This is a genomic window from Aeromonas sp. CD, from assembly GCF_033349375.1.
In the GTDB taxonomy this organism is placed as follows: Bacteria; Pseudomonadota; Gammaproteobacteria; order Enterobacterales; family Aeromonadaceae; genus Aeromonas; species Aeromonas hydrophila.
This window is the reverse complement of sequence record NZ_CP137631.1, coordinates 942,501-961,785: the sequence shown is the minus strand read 5'-3', so window position 1 is coordinate 961,785 and position 19,285 is coordinate 942,501. Positions and strand designations below refer to the sequence as shown.

Annotated in this window: 14 protein-coding genes, 2 rRNA genes, 1 pseudogene and 1 riboswitch (1 of these 18 running past the window's edge); of the genes and pseudogenes, 9 read left to right on the top strand and 8 right to left on the bottom strand. The window is 60.4% G+C overall.

Annotation, left to right across the window (positions count from 1 at the left end; genetic code table 11):
- Positions 1-71: 71 nt before the first annotated feature.
- Entirely contained in the window at positions 72-695 is a 624-nt protein-coding gene (locus R2E40_RS04450; protein WP_011704823.1) for a TetR/AcrR family transcriptional regulator, read from the bottom strand.
- Between the two features lie 407 nt (positions 696-1,102).
- On the opposite strand from R2E40_RS04450, the gene leuA reads away from it, so the two are divergent.
- The 5 genes from leuA (at position 1,103) to R2E40_RS04425 (ending at position 6,858) form a co-directional block, all read left to right on the top strand.
- The gene (gene leuA, locus R2E40_RS04445; protein WP_318164857.1) at positions 1,103-2,677 is read left to right on the top strand and encodes a 2-isopropylmalate synthase; all 1,575 of its coding nucleotides are present in this window, start codon (positions 1,103-1,105) and stop codon (positions 2,675-2,677) included.
- Positions 2,678-2,679: 2 nt separating this feature from the next.
- On the top strand, positions 2,680-3,765 hold the full coding sequence (gene leuB / locus R2E40_RS04440; RefSeq protein ID WP_318164856.1) for a 3-isopropylmalate dehydrogenase: 1,086 nt from the start codon (positions 2,680-2,682) through the stop codon (positions 3,763-3,765).
- Between the two features lie 32 nt (positions 3,766-3,797).
- On the top strand, positions 3,798-5,195 hold the full coding sequence (gene leuC / locus R2E40_RS04435) for a 3-isopropylmalate dehydratase large subunit (RefSeq protein WP_201903921.1): 1,398 nt from the start codon (positions 3,798-3,800) through the stop codon (positions 5,193-5,195).
- 15 nt (positions 5,196-5,210) lie between these two features.
- On the top strand, positions 5,211-5,810 hold the full coding sequence (gene leuD, locus R2E40_RS04430) for a 3-isopropylmalate dehydratase small subunit (RefSeq protein ID WP_017779101.1): 600 nt from the start codon (positions 5,211-5,213) through the stop codon (positions 5,808-5,810).
- A gap of 118 nt (positions 5,811-5,928) precedes the next feature.
- Positions 5,929-6,858: a transglutaminase domain-containing protein gene (locus R2E40_RS04425; RefSeq protein ID WP_318164855.1), complete on the top strand. Its 930-nt coding sequence runs from the start codon at positions 5,929-5,931 to the stop codon at positions 6,856-6,858.
- A gap of 101 nt (positions 6,859-6,959) precedes the next feature.
- Here the strand turns inward: R2E40_RS04425 and R2E40_RS04420 are convergent, their stop codons facing one another.
- Positions 6,960-7,250 (bottom strand): PilZ domain-containing protein, encoded by a 291-nt coding sequence (locus tag R2E40_RS04420; protein ID WP_017410271.1) that lies wholly within the window; start codon positions 7,248-7,250, stop codon positions 6,960-6,962.
- Positions 7,251-7,341: 91 nt separating this feature from the next.
- Positions 7,342-7,432, top strand: a riboswitch (TPP riboswitch).
- A gap of 51 nt (positions 7,433-7,483) precedes the next feature.
- On the opposite strand from R2E40_RS04420, the gene thiB reads away from it, so the two are divergent.
- From thiB to R2E40_RS04400, 4 genes and pseudogenes are all read left to right on the top strand, one after another.
- Complete coding sequence (gene thiB / locus R2E40_RS04415; protein WP_168756227.1) at positions 7,484-8,464, top strand: thiamine ABC transporter substrate binding subunit; 981 nt, start codon at positions 7,484-7,486, stop codon at positions 8,462-8,464.
- On the top strand, positions 8,461-10,083 hold the full coding sequence (thiP, locus tag R2E40_RS04410) for a thiamine/thiamine pyrophosphate ABC transporter permease (RefSeq protein WP_318165536.1): 1,623 nt from the start codon (positions 8,461-8,463) through the stop codon (positions 10,081-10,083). Before thiB ends, thiP begins: the two co-directional genes overlap by 4 nt.
- Positions 10,084-10,148: 65 nt before the next feature.
- Positions 10,149-10,856: a thiamine ABC transporter ATP-binding protein gene (gene thiQ, locus R2E40_RS04405; RefSeq protein WP_318164854.1), complete on the top strand. Its 708-nt coding sequence runs from the start codon at positions 10,149-10,151 to the stop codon at positions 10,854-10,856.
- A 59-nt stretch (positions 10,857-10,915) separates the two neighbouring features.
- Positions 10,916-11,035 (top strand): annotated as a pseudogene (locus R2E40_RS04400) (thiamine ABC transporter ATP-binding protein); the annotation flags it as partial.
- Positions 11,036-11,102: 67 nt separating this feature from the next.
- Here the strand turns inward: R2E40_RS04400 and R2E40_RS04395 are convergent.
- The 6 genes from R2E40_RS04395 to R2E40_RS04370 form a co-directional block, all read right to left on the bottom strand.
- The gene (locus R2E40_RS04395; protein WP_011704812.1) at positions 11,103-12,473 is read right to left on the bottom strand and encodes a PhoH family protein; all 1,371 of its coding nucleotides are present in this window, start codon (positions 12,471-12,473) and stop codon (positions 11,103-11,105) included.
- Between the two features lie 208 nt (positions 12,474-12,681).
- Positions 12,682-13,362, bottom strand: a complete 681-nt coding sequence (locus R2E40_RS04390) for an NrdJb (protein WP_017410266.1) — start codon at positions 13,360-13,362, stop codon at positions 12,682-12,684.
- A 10-nt stretch (positions 13,363-13,372) separates the two neighbouring features.
- The gene (locus tag R2E40_RS04385; RefSeq protein WP_318164853.1) at positions 13,373-15,520 is read right to left on the bottom strand and encodes an adenosylcobalamin-dependent ribonucleoside-diphosphate reductase; all 2,148 of its coding nucleotides are present in this window, start codon (positions 15,518-15,520) and stop codon (positions 13,373-13,375) included.
- Positions 15,521-15,727: 207 nt separating this feature from the next.
- Positions 15,728-16,180 (bottom strand): pullulanase, encoded by a 453-nt coding sequence (locus tag R2E40_RS04380; RefSeq protein ID WP_011704809.1) that lies wholly within the window; start codon positions 16,178-16,180, stop codon positions 15,728-15,730.
- A gap of 288 nt (positions 16,181-16,468) precedes the next feature.
- Positions 16,469-16,583, bottom strand: a 5S ribosomal RNA gene (rrf, locus tag R2E40_RS04375).
- 195 nt (positions 16,584-16,778) lie between these two features.
- Positions 16,779-19,285: ribosomal RNA gene (locus R2E40_RS04370) — 23S ribosomal RNA — on the bottom strand; it runs 382 nt beyond the window's last position.

The following is a 19,285-nucleotide window of genomic DNA, read 5'->3' as shown; positions in this document are numbered from 1 at the left end:
GTTGAACGTGGGATAACAGATTTATGAAAAAAGGGCCGAATGGCCCTTTTTGCTGTCCAGGTGGCAAATGATCAGTTCAGGGTGCCGCGCAGACCGTTTTCCATCAAGCGGCAGTTGTGATCCGCCAGGCGAGCCATGAAGTGTTCATCCACGGTCAGGCCGAACACCTGCTCGTAGAGATCCTTCATCACGAACGGCTGCCACATCATGCTGAGGAAGGAGATCTTCAGCATCTCGGGATCCAGGTTGTCACCCAGCTCGCCATTGTTCTTCATGGACTCCAGCAAGGCATCGAACTGGGGCAGCTGGCGTTCCAGCAGACGGTTCAGCACAAAATCCCGACCTGGGCTTTTCTCGGTCGATAATGCGCTGGAGATGGCGGAGGTCAGCTCGCTGTTGGGTGCCATCACCTGATAGTAGGTGTTGAGCAGGTCGTTGAGGCTGCGGTTGCCGGCCTCATCGTGCCAGGCTTGGTCCAGCGGCTCGGCCACATCGCCCAGCACCGCCTTGTAGAGGCCCTCTTTGCTGCCGAAGTAGTAGTGGATCATCGCCAGATTGGAGCCAGCCAGCTCGGCGATCTCACGGGTCGTCACCTTGCTGTAGGGGGTGTTGAGAAAACGCTCACGGGCGGCAGAGAGCAACTTGTCACGAATGTCAGAACGTCCGACCGGACGACCAGGTCTACGTTTTTCCATTTAATACCTCGGATAATTCAGCAAAAACTGACAAGTCGATCTGATTGCACAGATGATCGAGTACAGCAGGAATGACCAGATAATCGTGCAAGGGCCGAATATGGGACAAGTAAATTTGCACTCCTTTACAATCCGATTAAATAAACCAGCGAAATGAACCGGGTCTGCGCGGTTGACACAGCATAAAAATCTCGATATTGGTAAAAGCGTTATCGACTGGAAGGATTGATTCATCATGCGTATTGCCGCTCCGCTACTACTAATCTCCCTAATCGCGACCAGTCGCGCGGGATCCTTGTAGCCGGGCTCAGGCATAGCCGGAATTTACAAAAACCCGTGCACCCTGCACGGGTTTTTTTATGCCAACGCAGGATGCACGTCACCGAACTTAGGAAGAGGGAAGTCACATGTCAGATCGGGTCATCATATTCGACACCACCCTGCGCGATGGTGAGCAGGCTCTGGCGGCCAGCTTGACGGTCAAGGAGAAGCTGCAGATCGCCCAGGCGCTGGAGCGGCTCGGTGTCGACGTCATGGAGGTGGGGTTCCCGGTCTCCTCCCCCGGCGACTTTCAATCGGTGCAGACCATAGCCCGCCACATCAAGCAGAGCCGGGTCTGTGCCCTCGCCCGCGCCCTGCCCAGAGACATTGACGCCGCCGGCGAAGCCCTGCGGGTCGCCGAAGCCTTTCGCATCCACACCTTCATCTCCACCTCCTCCATCCACGTCGAGAGCAAGCTGAAGAAGAGCTTCGAAGACGTGCTGGAGATGGGGGTCAGCGCCATCAAGCATGCCCGCCGCTACACCGATGACGTGGAGTTCTCCTGCGAGGATGCGGGCCGCACCCCGATAGACAACCTGTGCCGCATGGTGGAAGCCGCCATCAAGGCCGGCGCTCGCACCATCAATATTCCGGATACCGTCGGCTACACGGTACCGACCGAGTTCTCCGGCATCATCCAGACCCTGTTCAACCGGGTACCCAACATCGATCAGGCCATCATCTCGGTGCACTGCCACGACGATCTGGGCCTCTCGGTGGCCAACTCCATCGGCGCCGTGCAGATGGGGGCCCGCCAGATCGAGTGCACCATCAACGGCATCGGCGAGCGGGCCGGCAACTGCTCGCTGGAAGAGGTGGCGATGATCCTGAAAACCCGCGCCGACCTGCTCGGGGTACACACCAACATCCGCCACAGCGAAATTCATCGCACCAGCGCCCTGGTCAGCCAGCTCTGCAACATGCCGGTGCAGCCCAACAAGGCCATCGTCGGGACCAACGCCTTCTCCCACAGCTCCGGCATCCATCAGGACGGCGTGCTCAAGGCGAAAAACACCTACGAAATCATCACCCCCGAGAGCATCGGCCTCACCCAGAACAACCTCAACATGACCTCCCGCTCCGGCCGCCACGTCATCAAGCACCGGATGGAGTCCATGGGCTACGCCGAGAGCAGCTACGACCTCGACGATCTCTACGGCAAGTTCCTCACCCTGGCCGACAAGAAGGGGCAGGTGTTCGATTACGATCTGGAGGCGCTCGCCTTCTTCAGCCAGATCCACGAAGAGCCGGAGCACTTCAAGCTGGAGTACCTCGGCGTACAGAGCGGCAGCTCGGTGATGGCCACCGCCTCGGTGAAATTGAAGGTGGGTCAGGAGATCGTCAGCGAAGCCGCCACCGGCAACGGCCCGGTGGACGCGGTCTACCAGTGTATCAACCGCATCACCGGCTACGAAATCAGCATCGACAAGTACGAACTCAAGGGCAAGGGGGAAGGCAAGAACGCCCTCGGCCAAGTCGACATAGTCGCACAGTACAAGGGCCGCAAATTCCATGGCATGGGCCTGGCCACCGACATCATAGAGTCTTCCGCCCAGGCGTTGATCCACGTGATCAACAGCATCTGGCGTGCCGATCAGGTGGCCGAACAGATGGAACGCAACGTCGCAAAAACAGACAAGATCAATACGGAGAGCGTGTGAGTATGAGCAGTTATCGGATCGCAGTATTGCCGGGTGACGGCATTGGCCCGGAAGTGATGGCCGAGGCCGTCAAGGTGCTGGAAAAAGTGCAGGCCAGATTCGGCTTCGCCCTCGACTACGAGCGCCATGACGTGGGCGGTATCGCCATCGACAACCACGGCACCCCGCTGCCCCAGAGCACCATTGCAGGCTGCGAGGCGGCCGACGCCGTGCTGTTCGGCTCGGTGGGCGGCCCCAAGTGGGAGCACCTACCCCCCAACGATCAGCCGGAACGCGGCGCCCTGCTGCCCCTGCGCGCCCACTTCAAGTTGTTCTGCAACCTGCGTCCGGCCCGCATCTACACAGGTCTGGAGCAGTTCTCGCCGCTGCGGGCCGACATCTCGGATCGCGGTTTTGACATCGCCTGCGTGCGCGAGCTGACTGGCGGCATCTACTTCGGCCAGCCCAAGGGGCGTGAAGGGGAAGGCCCCACCGAGAAGGCATTCGACACCGAGGTATACCATCGCTTCGAGATCGAGCGCATCGCCAAGATAGCCTTCGAATCCGCCCGTGTGCGCAAGGCCAAGGTCACCTCCATCGACAAGGCCAACGTGCTCGCCTCCTCCATCCTGTGGCGCGAGGTGGTGACCGAAGTCGCCAAGTCCTATCCGGATGTGGCGCTGAATCACATGTACATCGACAACGCCACCATGCAGCTCATCAAGGATCCGTCCCAGTTCGACGTGCTGCTCTGCTCCAACCTGTTCGGTGACATCCTCTCCGACGAGTGCGCCATGATCACCGGCTCCATGGGGCTGCTCCCCTCCGCCAGCCTCAACGAATCCGGCTTCGGCCTGTTCGAGCCGGCCGGTGGCTCGGCGCCGGACATCGCCGGCAAGGGGATTGCGAACCCCATCGCCCAGATCCTCTCCGCCGCCCTGATGCTGCGCTACAGCCTGGGCCAGGAAGCCGCCGCCCAGGCCATCGAGCAGGCCGTGGCCCAGACCCTGGCCGAGGGTTACTTCACCGCCGACCTGCATCAGGCCAGCGCCCGTCACCCGGTGCAGAACACGGCCGAGATGGGCAGCCAGATCGCCGCGCGAATCTGACCTCACGGCATCGATAACAAGGAAACCGAGCAATGGCCAAGACCCTCTATCAGAAAGTATTCGACGCCCACGTGGTCCGGGAAGTGGAAGGGGAAACGCCCCTCATCTACATCGACCGCCACCTGGTGCATGAAGTGACCAGCCCGCAGGCATTCGACGGCCTGCGCGCCATGAACCGCCAGCTGCGCCGCCCGGATCTCACCTGGGCCACCATGGATCACAATGTCTCCACCACCACCAAGGACATCGCCGCCTCCGGCGAGATGGCCCGCATCCAGATGGAGACGCTGGCAGCCAACTGCAAGGAGTTCGGGGTCCGTCTGTATGACCTGAACCACCAATACCAGGGTATCGTCCACGTGATGGGCCCCGAGCTCGGCATCACCTTGCCCGGCACCACCATCGTCTGCGGCGACTCCCACACCGCCACCCACGGTGCCTTCGGGTCGCTGGCGTTCGGTATCGGCACCTCCGAAGTGGAGCATGTGATGGCCACCCAGACCCTGAAACAGGGGCGTGCCAAGACCATGCGTATTTCGGTCAACGGCAAACTGGCCGAGGGCATCAGCGCCAAGGACGTGGTGCTGGCCATCATAGGCCGGGTCGGCCATGCCGGCGGTACCGGCTATGTGGTGGAGTTCGCCGGCGAGGCTATCGAAGGGCTCACCATGGAAGGGCGCATGACGGTGTGCAACATGGCCATCGAGCTCGGCGCCAAGGCCGGCATGATCGCCCCCGACCAGACCACCATCGACTACATTCGCGGCAAGGAGTTCGCTCCCAAGGGCGAGGCGCTGGAGCAGGCCATCGCCTACTGGCAGAGCCTCAAGAGCGACGAAGGTGCCCACTTCGATGCCGAAGTAGTGCTCGACGCCGCCGACATCGCCCCGCAGGTCACCTGGGGCACCAATCCGGGTCAGGTGATCGCCGTCAATGAACCCATTCCGGCGCCGGAATCCTTCAGCGACCTGATGGAGCAGCAGTCCGCCCGCAAGGCGCTCGCCTACATGGATTTGCAGCCGGGTCAGAAGCTCTCCGACGTGGCCATCGACAAGGTGTTCATCGGTTCGTGCACCAACAGCCGCATCGAGGATCTGCGCGCCGCCGCCGCCATCGCCCGCGGTCGCAAGGTGGCCGCCGGCGTGCAGGCCCTGGTGGTGCCGGGCTCCGAACAGGTCAAGGCCCAGGCCGAAGCCGAGGGTCTGGACAAGATCTTCATCGAGGCTGGCTTTGAGTGGCGCCTGCCCGGCTGCTCCATGTGTCTGGCCATGAACAACGACCGGCTGCAACCGGGAGAGCGCTGCGCCTCCACCAGCAACCGCAACTTCGAAGGACGTCAGGGCCGTGCCGGCCGTACCCATCTGGTGAGCCCGGCCATGGCCGCCGCCGCCGCCGTCACCGGCCGCTTCGCCGACATTCGTGCGCTGTAATTGGAGAGCAACAAGATGACAGGATTCAAACAGCATAAAGGGATCGTCGTCCCCCTCGACAGCGCCAACGTCGACACCGACGCCATCATTCCCAAGCAGTTTCTGCAGAAGGTCAACCGCATCGGTTTTGGCAAGCACCTGTTCCACGACTGGCGCTTCCTGGACGATGCAGGGGAGCAGCCCAACCCCGAGTTCGTGCTCAACCAGCCGCAGTTCGCCGGCGCCAGCATCCTGCTGGCCCGCGAGAACTTCGGTTGTGGCTCGAGCCGCGAGCACGCCCCCTGGGCGCTGGCCGACTACGGCTTCAAGACCATCATTGCCCCGAGCTTTGCCGACATCTTCTACGGCAACGCCATCAACAACGGCATGGTGCCGGTGCGCCTGAAGGAGGAGGAGGTCGACGCCCTGTTCCAGCTGGTCGCCGCCCAGCCGGGCATCGAGATCGAAGTGGACCTGGAAGCCAATCAGGTGCGGGCAGGTAGCCTCACGTTCGACTTCGAGATCGATGAGTTCCGCCGCTACTGCCTGCTCAACGGGCTGGATGCCATCGGCCTGACCCTGCAACACGAAGCCGCCATCAGCGCCTTCGAGGCAAAACAGCCGAGCTGGATTTGACCCATCAGGTGCCATAAAACGAGTAGAATCAACAGGGAGCCGCGGCTCCCTGTTTTATTGTCAGGCCAGCCTATACGCCATGGCTGGCCACCTCTTGTATGCCCGACGGGACACTCGAATGAAGATGACGATCGCCTTCCCCCTGCTCTGCGGCCTCTGGCTGGCGCTGCCGGTCTGCGCCGGGCAGACCTATTTCAACAGCGCCGGCGGGCAGCTCAACGTCGGCTGGCAGGACAAGGACGGCAAGGCGCAGCAGCTCACCTATCGGCTGGAAGCGGGCAAGCTGCCGCCACTCATCGCCTATCGGCCGGCCCGCATGCAGGAGGACGTGCTGCAGAGCCTGCTGCAACAGGGGATGACCGAGTTCCCCACCGTACAGTTCTCCCTCTCTCGCCCCCAGATGGAGCTCAAAATCAAGGGGCGCCAGCCCGAGCAGGTCAACAAGGCCATGGGCTGGCTCACCCAGCAACGGGACAAGCTGGAAGCCGAGTGGCTCAAGCAGCACTATTTCCAACCCTTCACCGCTCCCGACGGTGCCGCCGCCATCAAGCAGGACCATGTGCGCATCGCGCTGGAGAGCCGCAGCGAGCTGGCGCCACTGGCCGAGCAGCTCAAGCAGCAGGGCAGCACCGAGACCGAAGCCCGCCAGAAGACGGTGGCCCATATGCTCGACTTCGTGCAGTCCATCCCCTATCAGCTGCTCGACAGCCAGTCGGGGCGCCAGGGGAAGGGCTTTTTAAGCCCGCGCCAGGTGCTGGAGCAGAATCAGGGTGACTGCGACAGCAAGGTGACCCTGATGGCCGCCATGCTGGCCCAGCTTTTTCCCGAATTGAAACAGGCCATGGTGTTCGTGCCGGGTCATGCCCTGCTGGGAGTGGCGCTGCCAGCCAAGCCGGGCGAGGCTACCCTGAACCAGAAAGGGGAAACCTATCTGCTGATGGAGCCCACCGGCCCGGCCCAGCTGGCAATGGGCCAGCTGGCGCCAGCCAGCAAGACCCTCATCGACAGCCAGCAGCTGAGCGTGCAGCCGGTTCGCGCGGATAAATAGCGCCGCCCGTCGGAGTCGTCGTGAAAACAAGGGGAAATACGCCAGAATGAAATCGACCAGCGCGGGGCTGGTCGATGCATGACGAAGGGTGTGACGGCCGGTCAGGCGAGGGCCTGGAACTCGATGGCCAGCAGCAGTCCATCCTCTTCTTCCAGCACCCGGATGATGCGGGCCTGCGCCTCGAAGGGGGGCAGCAGGTTGTTGTTGGTGGCCAAGCTCACCCGGATGGGTTGGCTCACATCGAGCTGATGCTCGGCGACGGCGATCCCCATGCCGTTGGCGCTGAGATCCCGGCAGACCCCTTCCAGTACCTGCTGTTGCTGAAAGATGGTGACGGGGGCATTGATTATCATGCGCTGGAAGGCGCGTCTTTCCTTGGTGCTGGTGATCACGCGAACATCCTCTGTTGTCTGACGCCGTCTCGCTGGCCCGCAGGAACAATTGTGCTGGCCTCCCCCCAAGAACGTTAATACAATGCGGTTCGTTTCTCAAACGGGGTGCGGTTTACCGCTGAGATTATACCCGTGAACCTGATCCAGATAATGCTGGCGGAGGAATTTGAGGCATGGCGCTCATTTTTTGCGCCCTCATCCGCTGGCACCTCATTGCTAAGGGAGTGCCGCTCATGAAAACCCTGCTGCTGGTCGCCACCAGCCTGCTCAGTGCCCAGGCCTTCGCGGCCGACACCCTCACCGTCTACACCTACAACTCCTTCACCGCCGAATGGGGACCCGGTCCCAAGATCAAGCAGGCCTTCGAGAAAGAGTGCGGCTGCACCCTCAAACTGGTGCCGCTTGAAGATGGCGTGGCCATCCTCAACCGGCTGCGGCTGGAGGGCAAACACAGCAAGGCCGATCTGGTGCTGGGGCTGGACGATGCGCTCGTCAGCGAAGCCAAACAGAGCGGCCTGTTTGCCCCCCACGGCAGCAAGCTGGACGGGGTCAAGGTACCGGGTGGCTGGCAGGACGATACTTTCGTCCCCTACGACTACGGCTACTTCGCCTTCGTCTACGACCAGAGCAAGCTGAAGAACCCGCCCAAGAGCCTGAAAGAGCTGGTAGAACGCCCCGATCTCAAGGTGATCTATCAGGATCCGCGCACTTCCACCCCGGGTCAGGGGTTGATGCTGTGGATGAAGTCGGTCTACGGAGATGAAGCACCTGCCGCCTGGGCGCAATTGGCCAAGAAGACGGTCACCGTCACCAAGGGCTGGTCCGAGGCCTACGGCATGTTCCTCGACGGCGAGGCGGACATGGTGCTCTCCTACACCAGCTCCCCGGCCTATCACCTGATTGCCGAGAACAAACCGCAGTATCAGGCTGCGGCGTTTGAGGAGGGTCACTACCGCCAGGTGGAAGTGGCCGCCAAGCTCAACAGCGCCACCCAGGGCAAGCTGGCGGATAAGTTCCTGCAGTTCATGACAAGCCCCGCATTCCAGAACGAGATGGCAACCGGCAACTGGATGTATCCGGTGATCGACACGCCGCTGCCCAAGGGCTTCGAGCAGATGATCACCGTAGCTAAGCCGCTCGCCTTCAGCAGCGATGAGGTGGCCGCCAACCGCAAGAACTGGATCCGCGAGTGGCTGCAAGCCGTCACCCAGTGAGCCGTATCTTCGCCAGAGCGCAGGCTCGCCCCCTCTGGTGGCTGCCGGGCAGTGCCGCCACCCTGATTATCCTGCTGCTCTCCTTGGGGCCACTGGCGGCCCTGTTGTGGCAGGCCGGGGCGCTGGCGCCCCGTACCCTGCTGGCCGACCCCTACCTGCGCCACGTGCTGGGCTTCAGCCTCTGGCAGGCACTGCTCTCCACCCTGCTCAGTCTCGGGCTGGCCATTCCGGTGGCCCGCGCGCTGGCGCGGCGCCGTTTCATCGGTCGCCGTCTGCTGCTCAAGCTGTTCGGCCTCTCGCTGGTATTGCCGGTCATCATCGCCATCTTCGGCATCGTCGCGGTACACGGCAAGCAGGGCTGGTTGCCACAACTGCTGCACGGGCTGGGGCTCGCCCCCGGCAATTACCTTTATGGCCTGCTCGGCATCCTGCTGGCCCACGTCTTCTTCAACATGCCGCTGGCGGCACGCCTGTTGCTGCAGAGCATAGAGAGCATTCCCGAGCCCTCCTGGCGCCTCGCCAGCCAGCTCGGCATGCGCTCCTCCCATATTTTCCGGCTGCTGGAGTGGCCGCTGATCCGGGCCCAGCTGCCAGGCCTGGCCAGCCTCATCTTCATGCTCTGCTTCACCAGCTTCACCACAGTGCTGGCGCTCGGGGGCGGCCCCAAATCCACCACCCTGGAGGTAGCTGTCTATCAGGCGCTGCGCTTTGACTTCGATCTCGCCACCGCCGGCGGGCTGGCGCTGGTGCAGTTGCTCCTCACCGCGGGTCTGCTGATGCTGCAACACAAGCTGCAGAGCAGCCCGGCCAGCCGGATCAGCGCCCGCCGTCCCTGTCTGCGCCCGGACCGCCATCAGCCGGGAACCGGTCTGGTGGACGCCCTCGCCCTCGGGATCGGGCTGGCCGTGTTCCTGCCCCCCTTGCTGGCCATCGTGGTAGCAGGCCTTAACCCCGGCCTGCTGGGTGCGCTGACCTCAAGCAAGTTGTGGCTGGCCAGCGGCCAGTCGCTGCTGATCGCGCTGGCGGCAGGCAGCCTGGCCACCCTGCTCGGTAGTGCGTTGCTGCTCACCAGCCGTCACCTGCGCGTGCGGGATCGCAAGCGGCGGGCCGCCGCCATGTGGGAGGCCAGCGGCTCGGTGATCCTGATGATCCCGGCGGTAGTGCTCTCCACCGGCCTGTTCATCCTGTTCATGCCGTTCGCTGACGTGTTCGCCCTCGGTCCCTGGCTGGTGGTGCTGGTCAATGCCCTGATGGCGCTGCCCTATGTGCTGCGTACCCTCTCCGCCCCCATGCAGCTGGTGGTGCGCCAGTACGACCGGCTGGCCGACAGCCTGGGGGTACGCGGACTGCATCGCCTGCGACTGGTGGAGTGGCCCCTGCTGCGCCGCCCGCTGGCCCAGGCGGCCGCGCTCTCGATGATCCTGTCGCTGGGAGATCTCGGCGCCATCGCCATGTTCGGCAGCCAGGAGCTCACAACCCTGCCCTGGCTGCTCTATCAGCAGCTCGGCAGCTACCGGCTGACCGAGGCGGCCGCCACCGCCCTGCTGCTGCTGCTGCTCTGTTTCTCGCTGTTCTGGCTGGTCGAACGTGGCCTGGGAGGCAAACATGCCGAACATTGAAGCGCACGCCCCTATCGTTGATTCGGCCGCTCCTGCCGGTCGAGCAGCCACTTGGAGAAGAGAACATGCTGAATATTGATCAGCTGGTCACCAGCTACCCCGACTGGCGCGTCAGTTTCAGCGCCACCCTGCCCAAGGGGGAGATCACAGCGCTTATCGGCCCGAGCGGTGCTGGCAAGTCGACCCTGCTCGGCATGATCGCCGGCTTCGTGCCGGTAGAGTCCGGCACCCTCGACTTCGATGGCGAGGATCTGTTGCCGCTTGGCCCGGCCGCGCGACCGGTCACCACCCTGTTTCAGGATCACAACCTGTTCCTGCATCTGTCGGTGTTCGACAACATCGCCATCGGTCTGCACCCCGGCCTGCGCCTGAATGCAACCCAACGGGCCCAGGTGAAAGATGCCGCGAGCCGGGTCGGCCTCGGCGAGATGCTCACCCGGCTGCCGGAACAGCTCTCCGGCGGCCAGCAACAGCGGGTCGGGCTGGCCCGCGCCCTGGTGCGGGGCAAGCCGCTGCTGCTGCTGGATGAACCCTTCTCGGCGCTCGATCCGGCCCTGCGCCGGGAGATGCTGGCGGAGGTGGCGAGGCTCGCCTGCGAGCAGGGCATTACCGTGCTGATGGTCTCTCACAACCCGGAAGATGCCCAGCTCATCGCCGACCAGGTGTTGTTCGTGGACGAGGGGCGCATCGCCCTGCAGGGTACGCCGGACATCCTGCACAACAGCGATCACCCCGGACTGCTGCGCTACCTTGGCCGCACGCTAGCGCCATAGTGGATGGCTAAAAACTGATGGTATCCCCCTGCCATGCCGGAGGATGCCCAGCTGATTGCGCCGATCAAGTGCTGTTCGTAGACGAGGGGCGCATCGCCCTGCAGGGTACCCCGGACATCCTGCACAACAGCGATCACCCAGGGCTGCTGCGCTACCTTGGCCGCACGCAGGAACCATGACCGGCAACGGAATCAAAAAAGGGAAGCCCCTTGGCTTCCCTTTTTCATACGAAGATAGTCAGTCAAATCAGAGATTTTCCTCGGCGAAGGAGGCGAGCTTGCTGCGCACCACCCCGTTCAGGAAGATGTTGGCACTACCGTCGAAGTCTTTGAAACGCTCGACGATGTAGGTCAGCCCCGAGGTCACCGGGCTCAGGTAGTTGGAGTCAATCTGGGCCAGGTTGCCGGAGCAGACGATCTTGGTACCCTCACCGCAGCGGGTGATGATGGTCTTGATCTGGGATGCGGTCAGGTTCTGGCACTCGTCCAGCAGCACGAAGGTGTTCTGGATGCTGCGCCCGCGCATGAAGTTGACCGATTTGAACTGGATGTTGGCCTTCTCCATGATGTAGCTGAGGGACCCGCTCATGTTCTCGTCCTGCTTGTGCAGCACCTCCAGGGTGTCGGTCACTGCCGCCAGCCAGGGCATCATTTTCTCTTCTTCGGTGCCTGGCAGGAAGCCGATGCTCTCGGCGATTTCCGGGGTGTTGCGGGTGACGATCACCTTCTCGTAGATCCCCTTCTCGATCACCAGCTCCAGTGCGGCAGCCATGGCCAGCAGGGTCTTGCCGCAGCCCGCCGGGCCGGTCAGGATCACCAGGTCGATGTGCGGATCGAGCAGCGCATCGAGCGCCATCCCCTGATAAACGTTCTTGGGATGTACCCCCCACGCCTTGCGGGACATCAGTCGTTCGCGCCCCAGATCCTTGATGCGGATCTTCTGGCTGTCGTGGCTGAGCACCCGGGCGGCGAAGAAGTTCTCTTCATCGATCAGGTACTGGTTGACGTGAATGCCCTCCAGCAGGTTGGCATCGATGACGTGAACGGTATCACGGCCATGGGTCTCGCTGTCGCACTCGCCGACTCGCTCCCAGAAGCTGCCGGGCACCACCTGAAAGCCCTTGGCCAGCAGGCGGATGTCGTCGATCAACTGGTCGCTGCGGTAATCCTCGACGTGGGCAAGCCCGGCGCCCTTGGCCTTGAGCCGCATGTTGATGTCTTTGGTGACCAGCACCACCTGACGTTTCAACTCGTGCTTTTGCAGGTAGAGGGCCGCGTTGATGATGCGGTTGTCGGCCTCCTTGTCGGTGAACACCTCGGCATCCTGCGGCAGATGGTGGTCACTGAAGATGGAGATGTGACCGCTCGCCTCACCGGCCAGCGCTACTCCTTGCGCAATCTGTTCCGGCGTTGCATCGCGAAATACATCCTCCAGCGCCCGGATGGCCACCCGCGCATCGCGGCTGACGTCCTTGTGGCGATCCTTGATGTTGTCGAGTTCTTCCAGCACCGTCATGGGGATGAGCACGTCGTGCTCTTTGAAGGAGTAGATGGCGAGGGGTTCGTGAAGCAGAACGTTGGTATCCAGGATAAACAGCTTTCGGTCCGTGTTGTCCATAAGCATCCTCCTTGGCACTGAAGGTGCCACGTGTGTGAATCTCAGATGTCATTGAAACCACACGGCCGTGACAGTTTTATTACCCCCAACGCTACGCCCGATTTTACTATCGCGCAACAAATCGCGTGTACCACCGGTGCGTTCGAACAGAAAAGCAGCAATGAAAAAGGCCGGCACCAAGGCCGGCCTGTTGTCTGCGCTCAATCACTCAACCGCACTTAGAATCGCCACAGTTGAGGCAGGTCATGCAGCCATCCTTCTGCACCAGCGCCTTGCTGTGGCACTTGTAGCAAAGCGCCGCACCGGGTGGGAAGCCGCTGCCGGCCTGCTGCTCGTCAGCCTGTTGCCGGGCTTGCAGCTCGGCCTGCTTGTCGGCCAGGAACGCCTGCTGGTGTTCATCCAGCCCGGCCACCTTGAGCATGCCGATCTCGGTGAGATGGGTTTCGATCACGTTGCCAATTTCGGCGATAAGCGAGGGTACATACTTGCCCTTGTTCCAGTAGCCGCCCTTGGGATCGAACACCGAGCGCAGCTCCTCCACCAGGAAGGTGACGTCCCCCCCTTTGCGAAACACCGCCGAGATGATGCGGGTCAGCGCCACGATCCACTGGTAGTGCTCCAGGCTCTTGGAGTTGATGAAGATCTCGAACGGACGGCGAGTCTCGTGCACCGTCCCCTCGTTGAGGATGATGTCGTTGATGGTGATGAACAGCGAGTGCTCGGAGACATGCTCCGGCGTCTTCAGCTTGTAGGTGGTGCCCATCAACCGCTCCGGCCGCAACACCGTCTCGTGCATGTGAACCACGTCATCCTGCACAGGGGGTTGCTGCGGTTCATCCCGGGTTTTCACCTGGTAGGCGACAATTTTCCTGTCGATTTTCTTGACCATGCGCTCGTCCTCAGAACTTACCGTAATAGCCTTCTTTCAAGGCATCGTAGAGGTTGGCAGCGGTATGCAGCTCCCCGTCGTATTCGATCTCTTCGTTCCCTTTCGCCGTGACAACCGAGCCATCCTCCAAAGTGAACTCGTACAGGGTGTTCTCCAGATCCTGCTCCTTCACCAGCACCCCCTGGAAGGCTGCCGGGTTGAACCGGAAGGTGGTGCAGCCCTTGAGCCCCGAATCTGACGCATAGAGGTAGATGTCCTTGAACTGCTCGAACGGAAAATCGGTCGGCACGTTGGCCGTCTTGGAGATGGAGGAGTCGATCCAGCGCTGGGCCGCGGCCTGAATGTCCACGTGCTGGGCCGGGCTGATGTCGTCGGCGGTGATGAAGTAATCCGGCAACCGGGTCGCCTCATCCTCGGCATAGGGCATGGCAGCCGGATTGACCAGCTCGCGGTAGGCCAGCAGCTCATAGGAGTAGACGTCCACGCTCTCCTTGCTCTTCTTGCCCGGCTTGATGACGTTGCGACTGTAGTGATGGGCAAAGCTCGGCTCGATGCCGTTGCTGGCGTTGTTGGCCAGCGACAGCGAGATGGTGCCGGTCGGTGCAATGCTGCTGTGGTGGGTGAAACGCCCCCCCACCTCGGCCAGCTCGGCAACCAGGGCGGGATCCACCTCGGCCACCTGCTGCATGTAGCGGCTGTAACGGGCGTGCAGCACCTTGCCCTTCACCTTGTCGCCGAGCTTGATGCCGTCTGCCGCCATCTCGGGACGCAGCCGCAGCAGCTTGCCTGTCACCTCGAACTCCTGCTCCATGATGGGGGCCGGGCCCTTCTCCTTCGCCAAGGCCAGGGACTCGCGCCAGCCGGTCATGGCCAGCTCCTGAGATACCTGCTCGGTAAAGGCGACGGCGGCTGCAGAACCGTATCTTATCCGCAGCATGGTGAGGGCCGAACCGAGGCCGAGGAAGCCCATGCCATGACGGCGTTTGCTGATGATCTCTTCGCGCTGCCTGGTAAGCGGTAGCTGGTTGATCTCCACCACGTTGTCCAGCATGCGGGTAAAGATGGCCACCACCTTGCGAAATGCGGACCAGTCGAAGGCGGCCTGTTCGGTGAAAGGGTCGCGCACGAACCGGGTCAGGTTAACCGAGCCCAGCAGGCAGGCGCCATAGGGGGGCAGAGGCTGCTCACCACAGGGATTGGTGGCGCGGATCTCCTCGCAGAACCAGTTGTTGTTCATCTGGTTGACCTTGTCGATCAGGATAAAACCGGGCTCCGCATAGTCATAGGTGGAGGTCATGATGACGTTCCACAGCTTGCGGGCAGGCAGGGTCTTGTAGACCTTGCAGGCGACCTGCCCCAACTCGTTGAACACCACCCCTTCCCTGTTCGGCCAGTCGGCCCAGAACACCTGAGCGGGATCGTCCAGCGCTATGCCGTCCTGCTCCACCTCCCTGGCGGTGTAGGGGAAGATAAGCTGCCAGGGGGCATCCTCTTTTACCGCCGTGACGAACTCTTCGGTGATGAGCAGAGAGAGGTTGAACTGGCGCAAACGGCCATCCTCCCGCTTGGCCTGGATAAACTCGACCACATCGGGGTGACGGATATCCATGGTGCCCATCTGGGCGCCGCGACGACCACCGGCTGACGAGACGGTGAAACACATCTTGTCGTAGATATCCATGAAAGAGAGCGGGCCCGAGGTATAGGCCCCGGCACCGGAGACAAAGGCACCGCGCGGACGCAGGGTTGAAAAATCATAGCCGATGCCACAACCGGCTTTCAGGGTCAGTCCCGCTTCGTGCACCTTGCCGAGGATATCGTCCATCGAATCCTCGATGGTGCCGGAGACGGTGCAGTTGATGGTCGAGGTCGCCGGTTTGTGCTCGAAGGCTCCCGCATTGGACGTGATGCGGCCCGCCGGGATGGCACCGTTGCGCAGCGCCCACAGGAAGGGCTCATACCAGGCGTCTGGCTGCGACTCCTGGCCAGCCAAGGCATGGGCGACCCGCTGGTAGGTTTCATCGATCGTGCCATCAATGGGAACCCCATCCTTGCTCTTGAGACGATACTTGCTGTCCCAGATCTCGAAGGATGTGTCCTGCAGGGGGATCAGGCGAGAGGCGCTCTCACTCTCCTGCACCGGGTTGGATTTAGCCATGTTCAATCAACCTCATGTGAATGGAACAACCTCACGACAGTAGCAACAAACACAACCAATAGCGAACAAACAAAACAAAAACACTATATGTAGTATTTTTAATGACGAGACATCCTGTCCCATCCTAAAAAAACGCCCCGGCCAGCAATGTGCTGGGCCGGGGCATTGACCGATTCATCGCCCGGGAAACGTGCTTCCCGGTCCAGATCAGGGTTTCTTGACGTACACGGTCGGGGTATCGCCCGCCATGTTCAGATAGAACTCATAGACGCCATCCGCATCCGGCGAGAACTTCATGTCTTCATACTTGGAGCAGGGGTTGACCGGCACGGCTTCACCGCCCAGCACGGCAACGCCGTCACTCGGGCTCTTGTAGCCGAAGTTGGTGCCACAGCTCCAGCCGGAGTCGGCGAACTTGAACTTGTAGGGAGCCCACTCTTTCTTGAGCGTTCCCTTGGCCATGTAGAGCTTGTCGGCCACCTTGACCACCTTGCTCGCGTCGGTTGCCATCCAGTCGTTCATCTCCCCACGCAGGTAGATGGACTTGCCACCGAAGTCGCTGTTGTCCGCAGCCGCTTGTTCAGCACCACCGTGAGATGCGCAACCGCCTAATACCAGGGTTCCCGCCGCCAGCATCATCGTTACTGTTCTTTTGAACATGTGTCCATTCCTCAGATTATTGTGATTCCTTGGCCCATCGAACGTGGGCAGACGAATTAAAGCAGAGCGGGCATCACAAGAAAGGTAGAGGCATCACATTCTGTGCTTTTTCTGTTCAGCAATTGAATTGATGAACAAATATCAGCCAGATAAGAGGTAGACCATATAAGAGACGAGATCAGAAAAGATGGTCTTGAGCGATCAGATAAATGGGGTTCAGAGAGGAAAATGCTGAATTATAAGCAATAAAAAACCCCGCTCATCTGAGCGGGGTTTCTCGTGTTGGGTGCCTGGCAGTGTCCTACTCTCGCATGGCGAATGCCACACTACCATCGGCGCTACCGCGTTTCACTTCTGAGTTCGGCAAGGGATCAGGTGGTTCCACGGCGCTATGGCCGCCAGGCAAATTCTTCATCGATTTGTCCGGAACAAATCGAAACCGCCGTAGGCGGGCCCGAAGGGTGAGGTTCAGGACGAACCGAATAATCTTGGAAAGCTGACGTGAATAACAACTGTCACCTAGTAAGGTGGTCGTTATCACTGAATTTGAGTAGTTCGTTCATTCGCTACAAGGCCAGAAACACTTCTTGGGTGTTGTATGGTTAAGCCTCACGGGTAATTAGTATGGGTTAGCTCAACACGTCGCCGCGCTTACACACCCCACCTATCAACGTTGTGGTCTCCAACGGCCCTTTAGGACCCTCAAGGGGTCAGGGATGACTCATCTCAGGGCTCGCTTCCCGCTTAGATGCTTTCAGCGGTTATCGATTCCGAACTTAGCTACCGGGCAGTGCCACTGGCGTGACAACCCGAACACCAGAGGTTCGTTCACTCCGGTCCTCTCGTACTAGGAGCAACTCCCTTCAATCATCCAACGCCCACGGCAGATAGGGACCGAACTGTCTCACGACGTTCTGAACCCAGCTCGCGTACCACTTTAAATGGCGAACAGCCATACCCTTGGGACCGACTTCAGCCCCAGGATGTGATGAGCCGACATCGAGGTGCCAAACACCGCCGTCGATATGAACTCTTGGGCGGTATCAGCCTGTTATCCCCGGAGTACCTTTTATCCGTTGAGCGATGGCCCTTCCATTCAGAACCACCGGATCACTATGACCTACTTTCGTACCTGCTCGACCTGTCCGTCTCGCAGTTAAGCTGGCTTATGCCATTGCACTAACCTCCTGATGTCCGACCAGGATTAGCCAACCTTCGTGCTCCTCCGTTACTCTTTGGGAGGAGACCGCCCCAGTCAAACTACCCACCAGGCACTGTCCGCGACCCAGATTCATGGGCCTGCGTTAGAACATCAAACATACAAGGGTGGTATTTCAAGGACGGCTCCAGCGCAACTGGCGTCACGCCTTCAAAGCCTCCCACCTATCCTACACATGTAGGTTCAATGTTCAGTGCCAAGCTGTAGTAAAGGTTCACGGGGTCTTTCCGTCTAGCCGCGGGTACACCGCATCTTCACGGCGAATTCGATTTCACTGAGTCTCGGGTGGAGACAGCATGGCCATGGTTACACCATTCGTGCAGGTCGGAACTTACCCGACAAGGAATTTCGCTACCTTAGGACCGTTATAGTTACGGCCGCCGTTTACCGGGGCTTCGATCAAGAGCTTCGCTTGCGCTAACCCCATCAATTAACCTTCCGGCACCGGGCAGGTGTCACACCCTATACGTCCACTTTCGTGTTTGCAGAGTGCTGTGTTTTTGATAAACAGTCCCAGCCATCTGGTCACTGCGACTCCCAACTGCTCCATCCGCAAGGGACTTCACTGTCAAGAGCGAACCTTCTCCCGAAGTTACGGTTCTATTTTGCCTAGTTCCTTCACCCGAGTTCTCTCAAGCGCCTTGGTATTCTCTACCCGACCACCTGTGTCGGTTTGGGGTACGATGACTTGTAATCTGAAGCTTAGAGGCTTTTCCTGGAAGCAGGGCATCAATGGCTTCCACACCGTAGTGTGTTCGTCTCGTGTCTCAGTGTTGTGTCTCCGGATTTGCCTAGAAACACCACCTACGCACTTTCACCAGGACAACCGTCGCCTGGCCCACCTAGCCTTCTCCGTCCCCCCATCGCAATTACAAGTCGTGCAGGAATATTAACCTGCTTCCCATCGACTACGCCTTTCGGCCTCGCCTTAGGGGTCGACTCACCCTGCCCCGATTAACGTTGGACAGGAACCCTTGGTCTTCCGGCGAGGAGGCTTTTCACCCCCTTTATCGTTACTTACGTCAGCATTCGCACTTCTGATATCTCCAGCATGCCTCTCGACACACCTTCGCAGACTTACAGAACGCTCCCCTACCACTCACACTTAGTGTGAATCCGCGGCTTCGGTGCCTGGTTTGAGCCCCGTTACATCTTCCGCGCAGGCCGACTCGACTAGTGAGCTATTACGCTTTCTTTAAATGATGGCTGCTTCTAAGCCAACATCCTAGCTGTCTGAGCCTTCCCACATCGTTTCCCACTTAACCAGAACTTTGGGACCTTAGCCGGCGGTCTGGGTTGTTTCCCTCTTCACGACGGACGTTAGCACCCGCCGTGTGTCTCCCGGATATTACTTACTGGTATTCGGAGTTTGCATGGGGTTGGTAAGTCGGGATGACCCCCTAGCCCAAACAGTGCTCTACCCCCAGTAGTATTCGTCCGAGGCGCTACCTAAATAGCTTTCGGGGAGAACCAGCTATCTCCGAGTTTGATTGGCCTTTCACCCCCAGCCACAGGTCATCCCCTAACTTTGCAACGTTAGTGGGTTCGGTCCTCCAGTTGATGTTACTCAACCTTCAACCTGCCCATGGCTAGATCACCCGGTTTCGGGTCTACACCTTGCAACTAGACGCCCAGTTAAGACTCGGTTTCCCTACGGCTCCCCTATACGGTTAACCTCGCTACAAAATGTAAGTCGCTGACCCATTATACAAAAGGTACGCAGTCACCCCGAAGGGCTCCCACTGCTTGTACGTACACGGTTTCAGGTTCTATTTCACTCCCCTCACAGGGGTTCTTTTCGCCTTTCCCTCACGGTACTGGTTCACTATCGGTCAGTCAGGAGTATTTAGCCTTGGAGGATGGTCCCCCCATATTCAGACAGGATG

Bases quoted from the DNA above. Each gene is read 5' to 3' on its own strand.
- R2E40_RS04450 (WP_011704823.1), bottom strand. From the start codon at position 695: ATGGAAAAACGTAGACCTGGTCGTCCGGTCGGACGTTCTGACATTCGT.
- leuA (WP_318164857.1), top strand. From the start codon at position 1,103: ATGTCAGATCGGGTCATCATATTCGACACCACCCTGCGCGATGGTGAG.
- leuB (WP_318164856.1), top strand. From the start codon at position 2,680: ATGAGCAGTTATCGGATCGCAGTATTGCCGGGTGACGGCATTGGCCCG.
- leuC (WP_201903921.1), top strand. From the start codon at position 3,798: ATGGCCAAGACCCTCTATCAGAAAGTATTCGACGCCCACGTGGTCCGG.
- leuD (WP_017779101.1), top strand. From the start codon at position 5,211: ATGACAGGATTCAAACAGCATAAAGGGATCGTCGTCCCCCTCGACAGC.
- R2E40_RS04425 (WP_318164855.1), top strand. From the start codon at position 5,929: ATGAAGATGACGATCGCCTTCCCCCTGCTCTGCGGCCTCTGGCTGGCG.
- thiB (WP_168756227.1), top strand. From the start codon at position 7,484: ATGAAAACCCTGCTGCTGGTCGCCACCAGCCTGCTCAGTGCCCAGGCC.
- thiQ (WP_318164854.1), top strand. From the start codon at position 10,149: ATGCTGAATATTGATCAGCTGGTCACCAGCTACCCCGACTGGCGCGTC.
- R2E40_RS04395 (WP_011704812.1), bottom strand. From the start codon at position 12,473: ATGGACAACACGGACCGAAAGCTGTTTATCCTGGATACCAACGTTCTG.
- R2E40_RS04390 (WP_017410266.1), bottom strand. From the start codon at position 13,362: ATGGTCAAGAAAATCGACAGGAAAATTGTCGCCTACCAGGTGAAAACC.
- R2E40_RS04385 (WP_318164853.1), bottom strand. From the start codon at position 15,520: ATGGCTAAATCCAACCCGGTGCAGGAGAGTGAGAGCGCCTCTCGCCTG.
- R2E40_RS04380 (WP_011704809.1), bottom strand. From the start codon at position 16,180: ATGTTCAAAAGAACAGTAACGATGATGCTGGCGGCGGGAACCCTGGTA.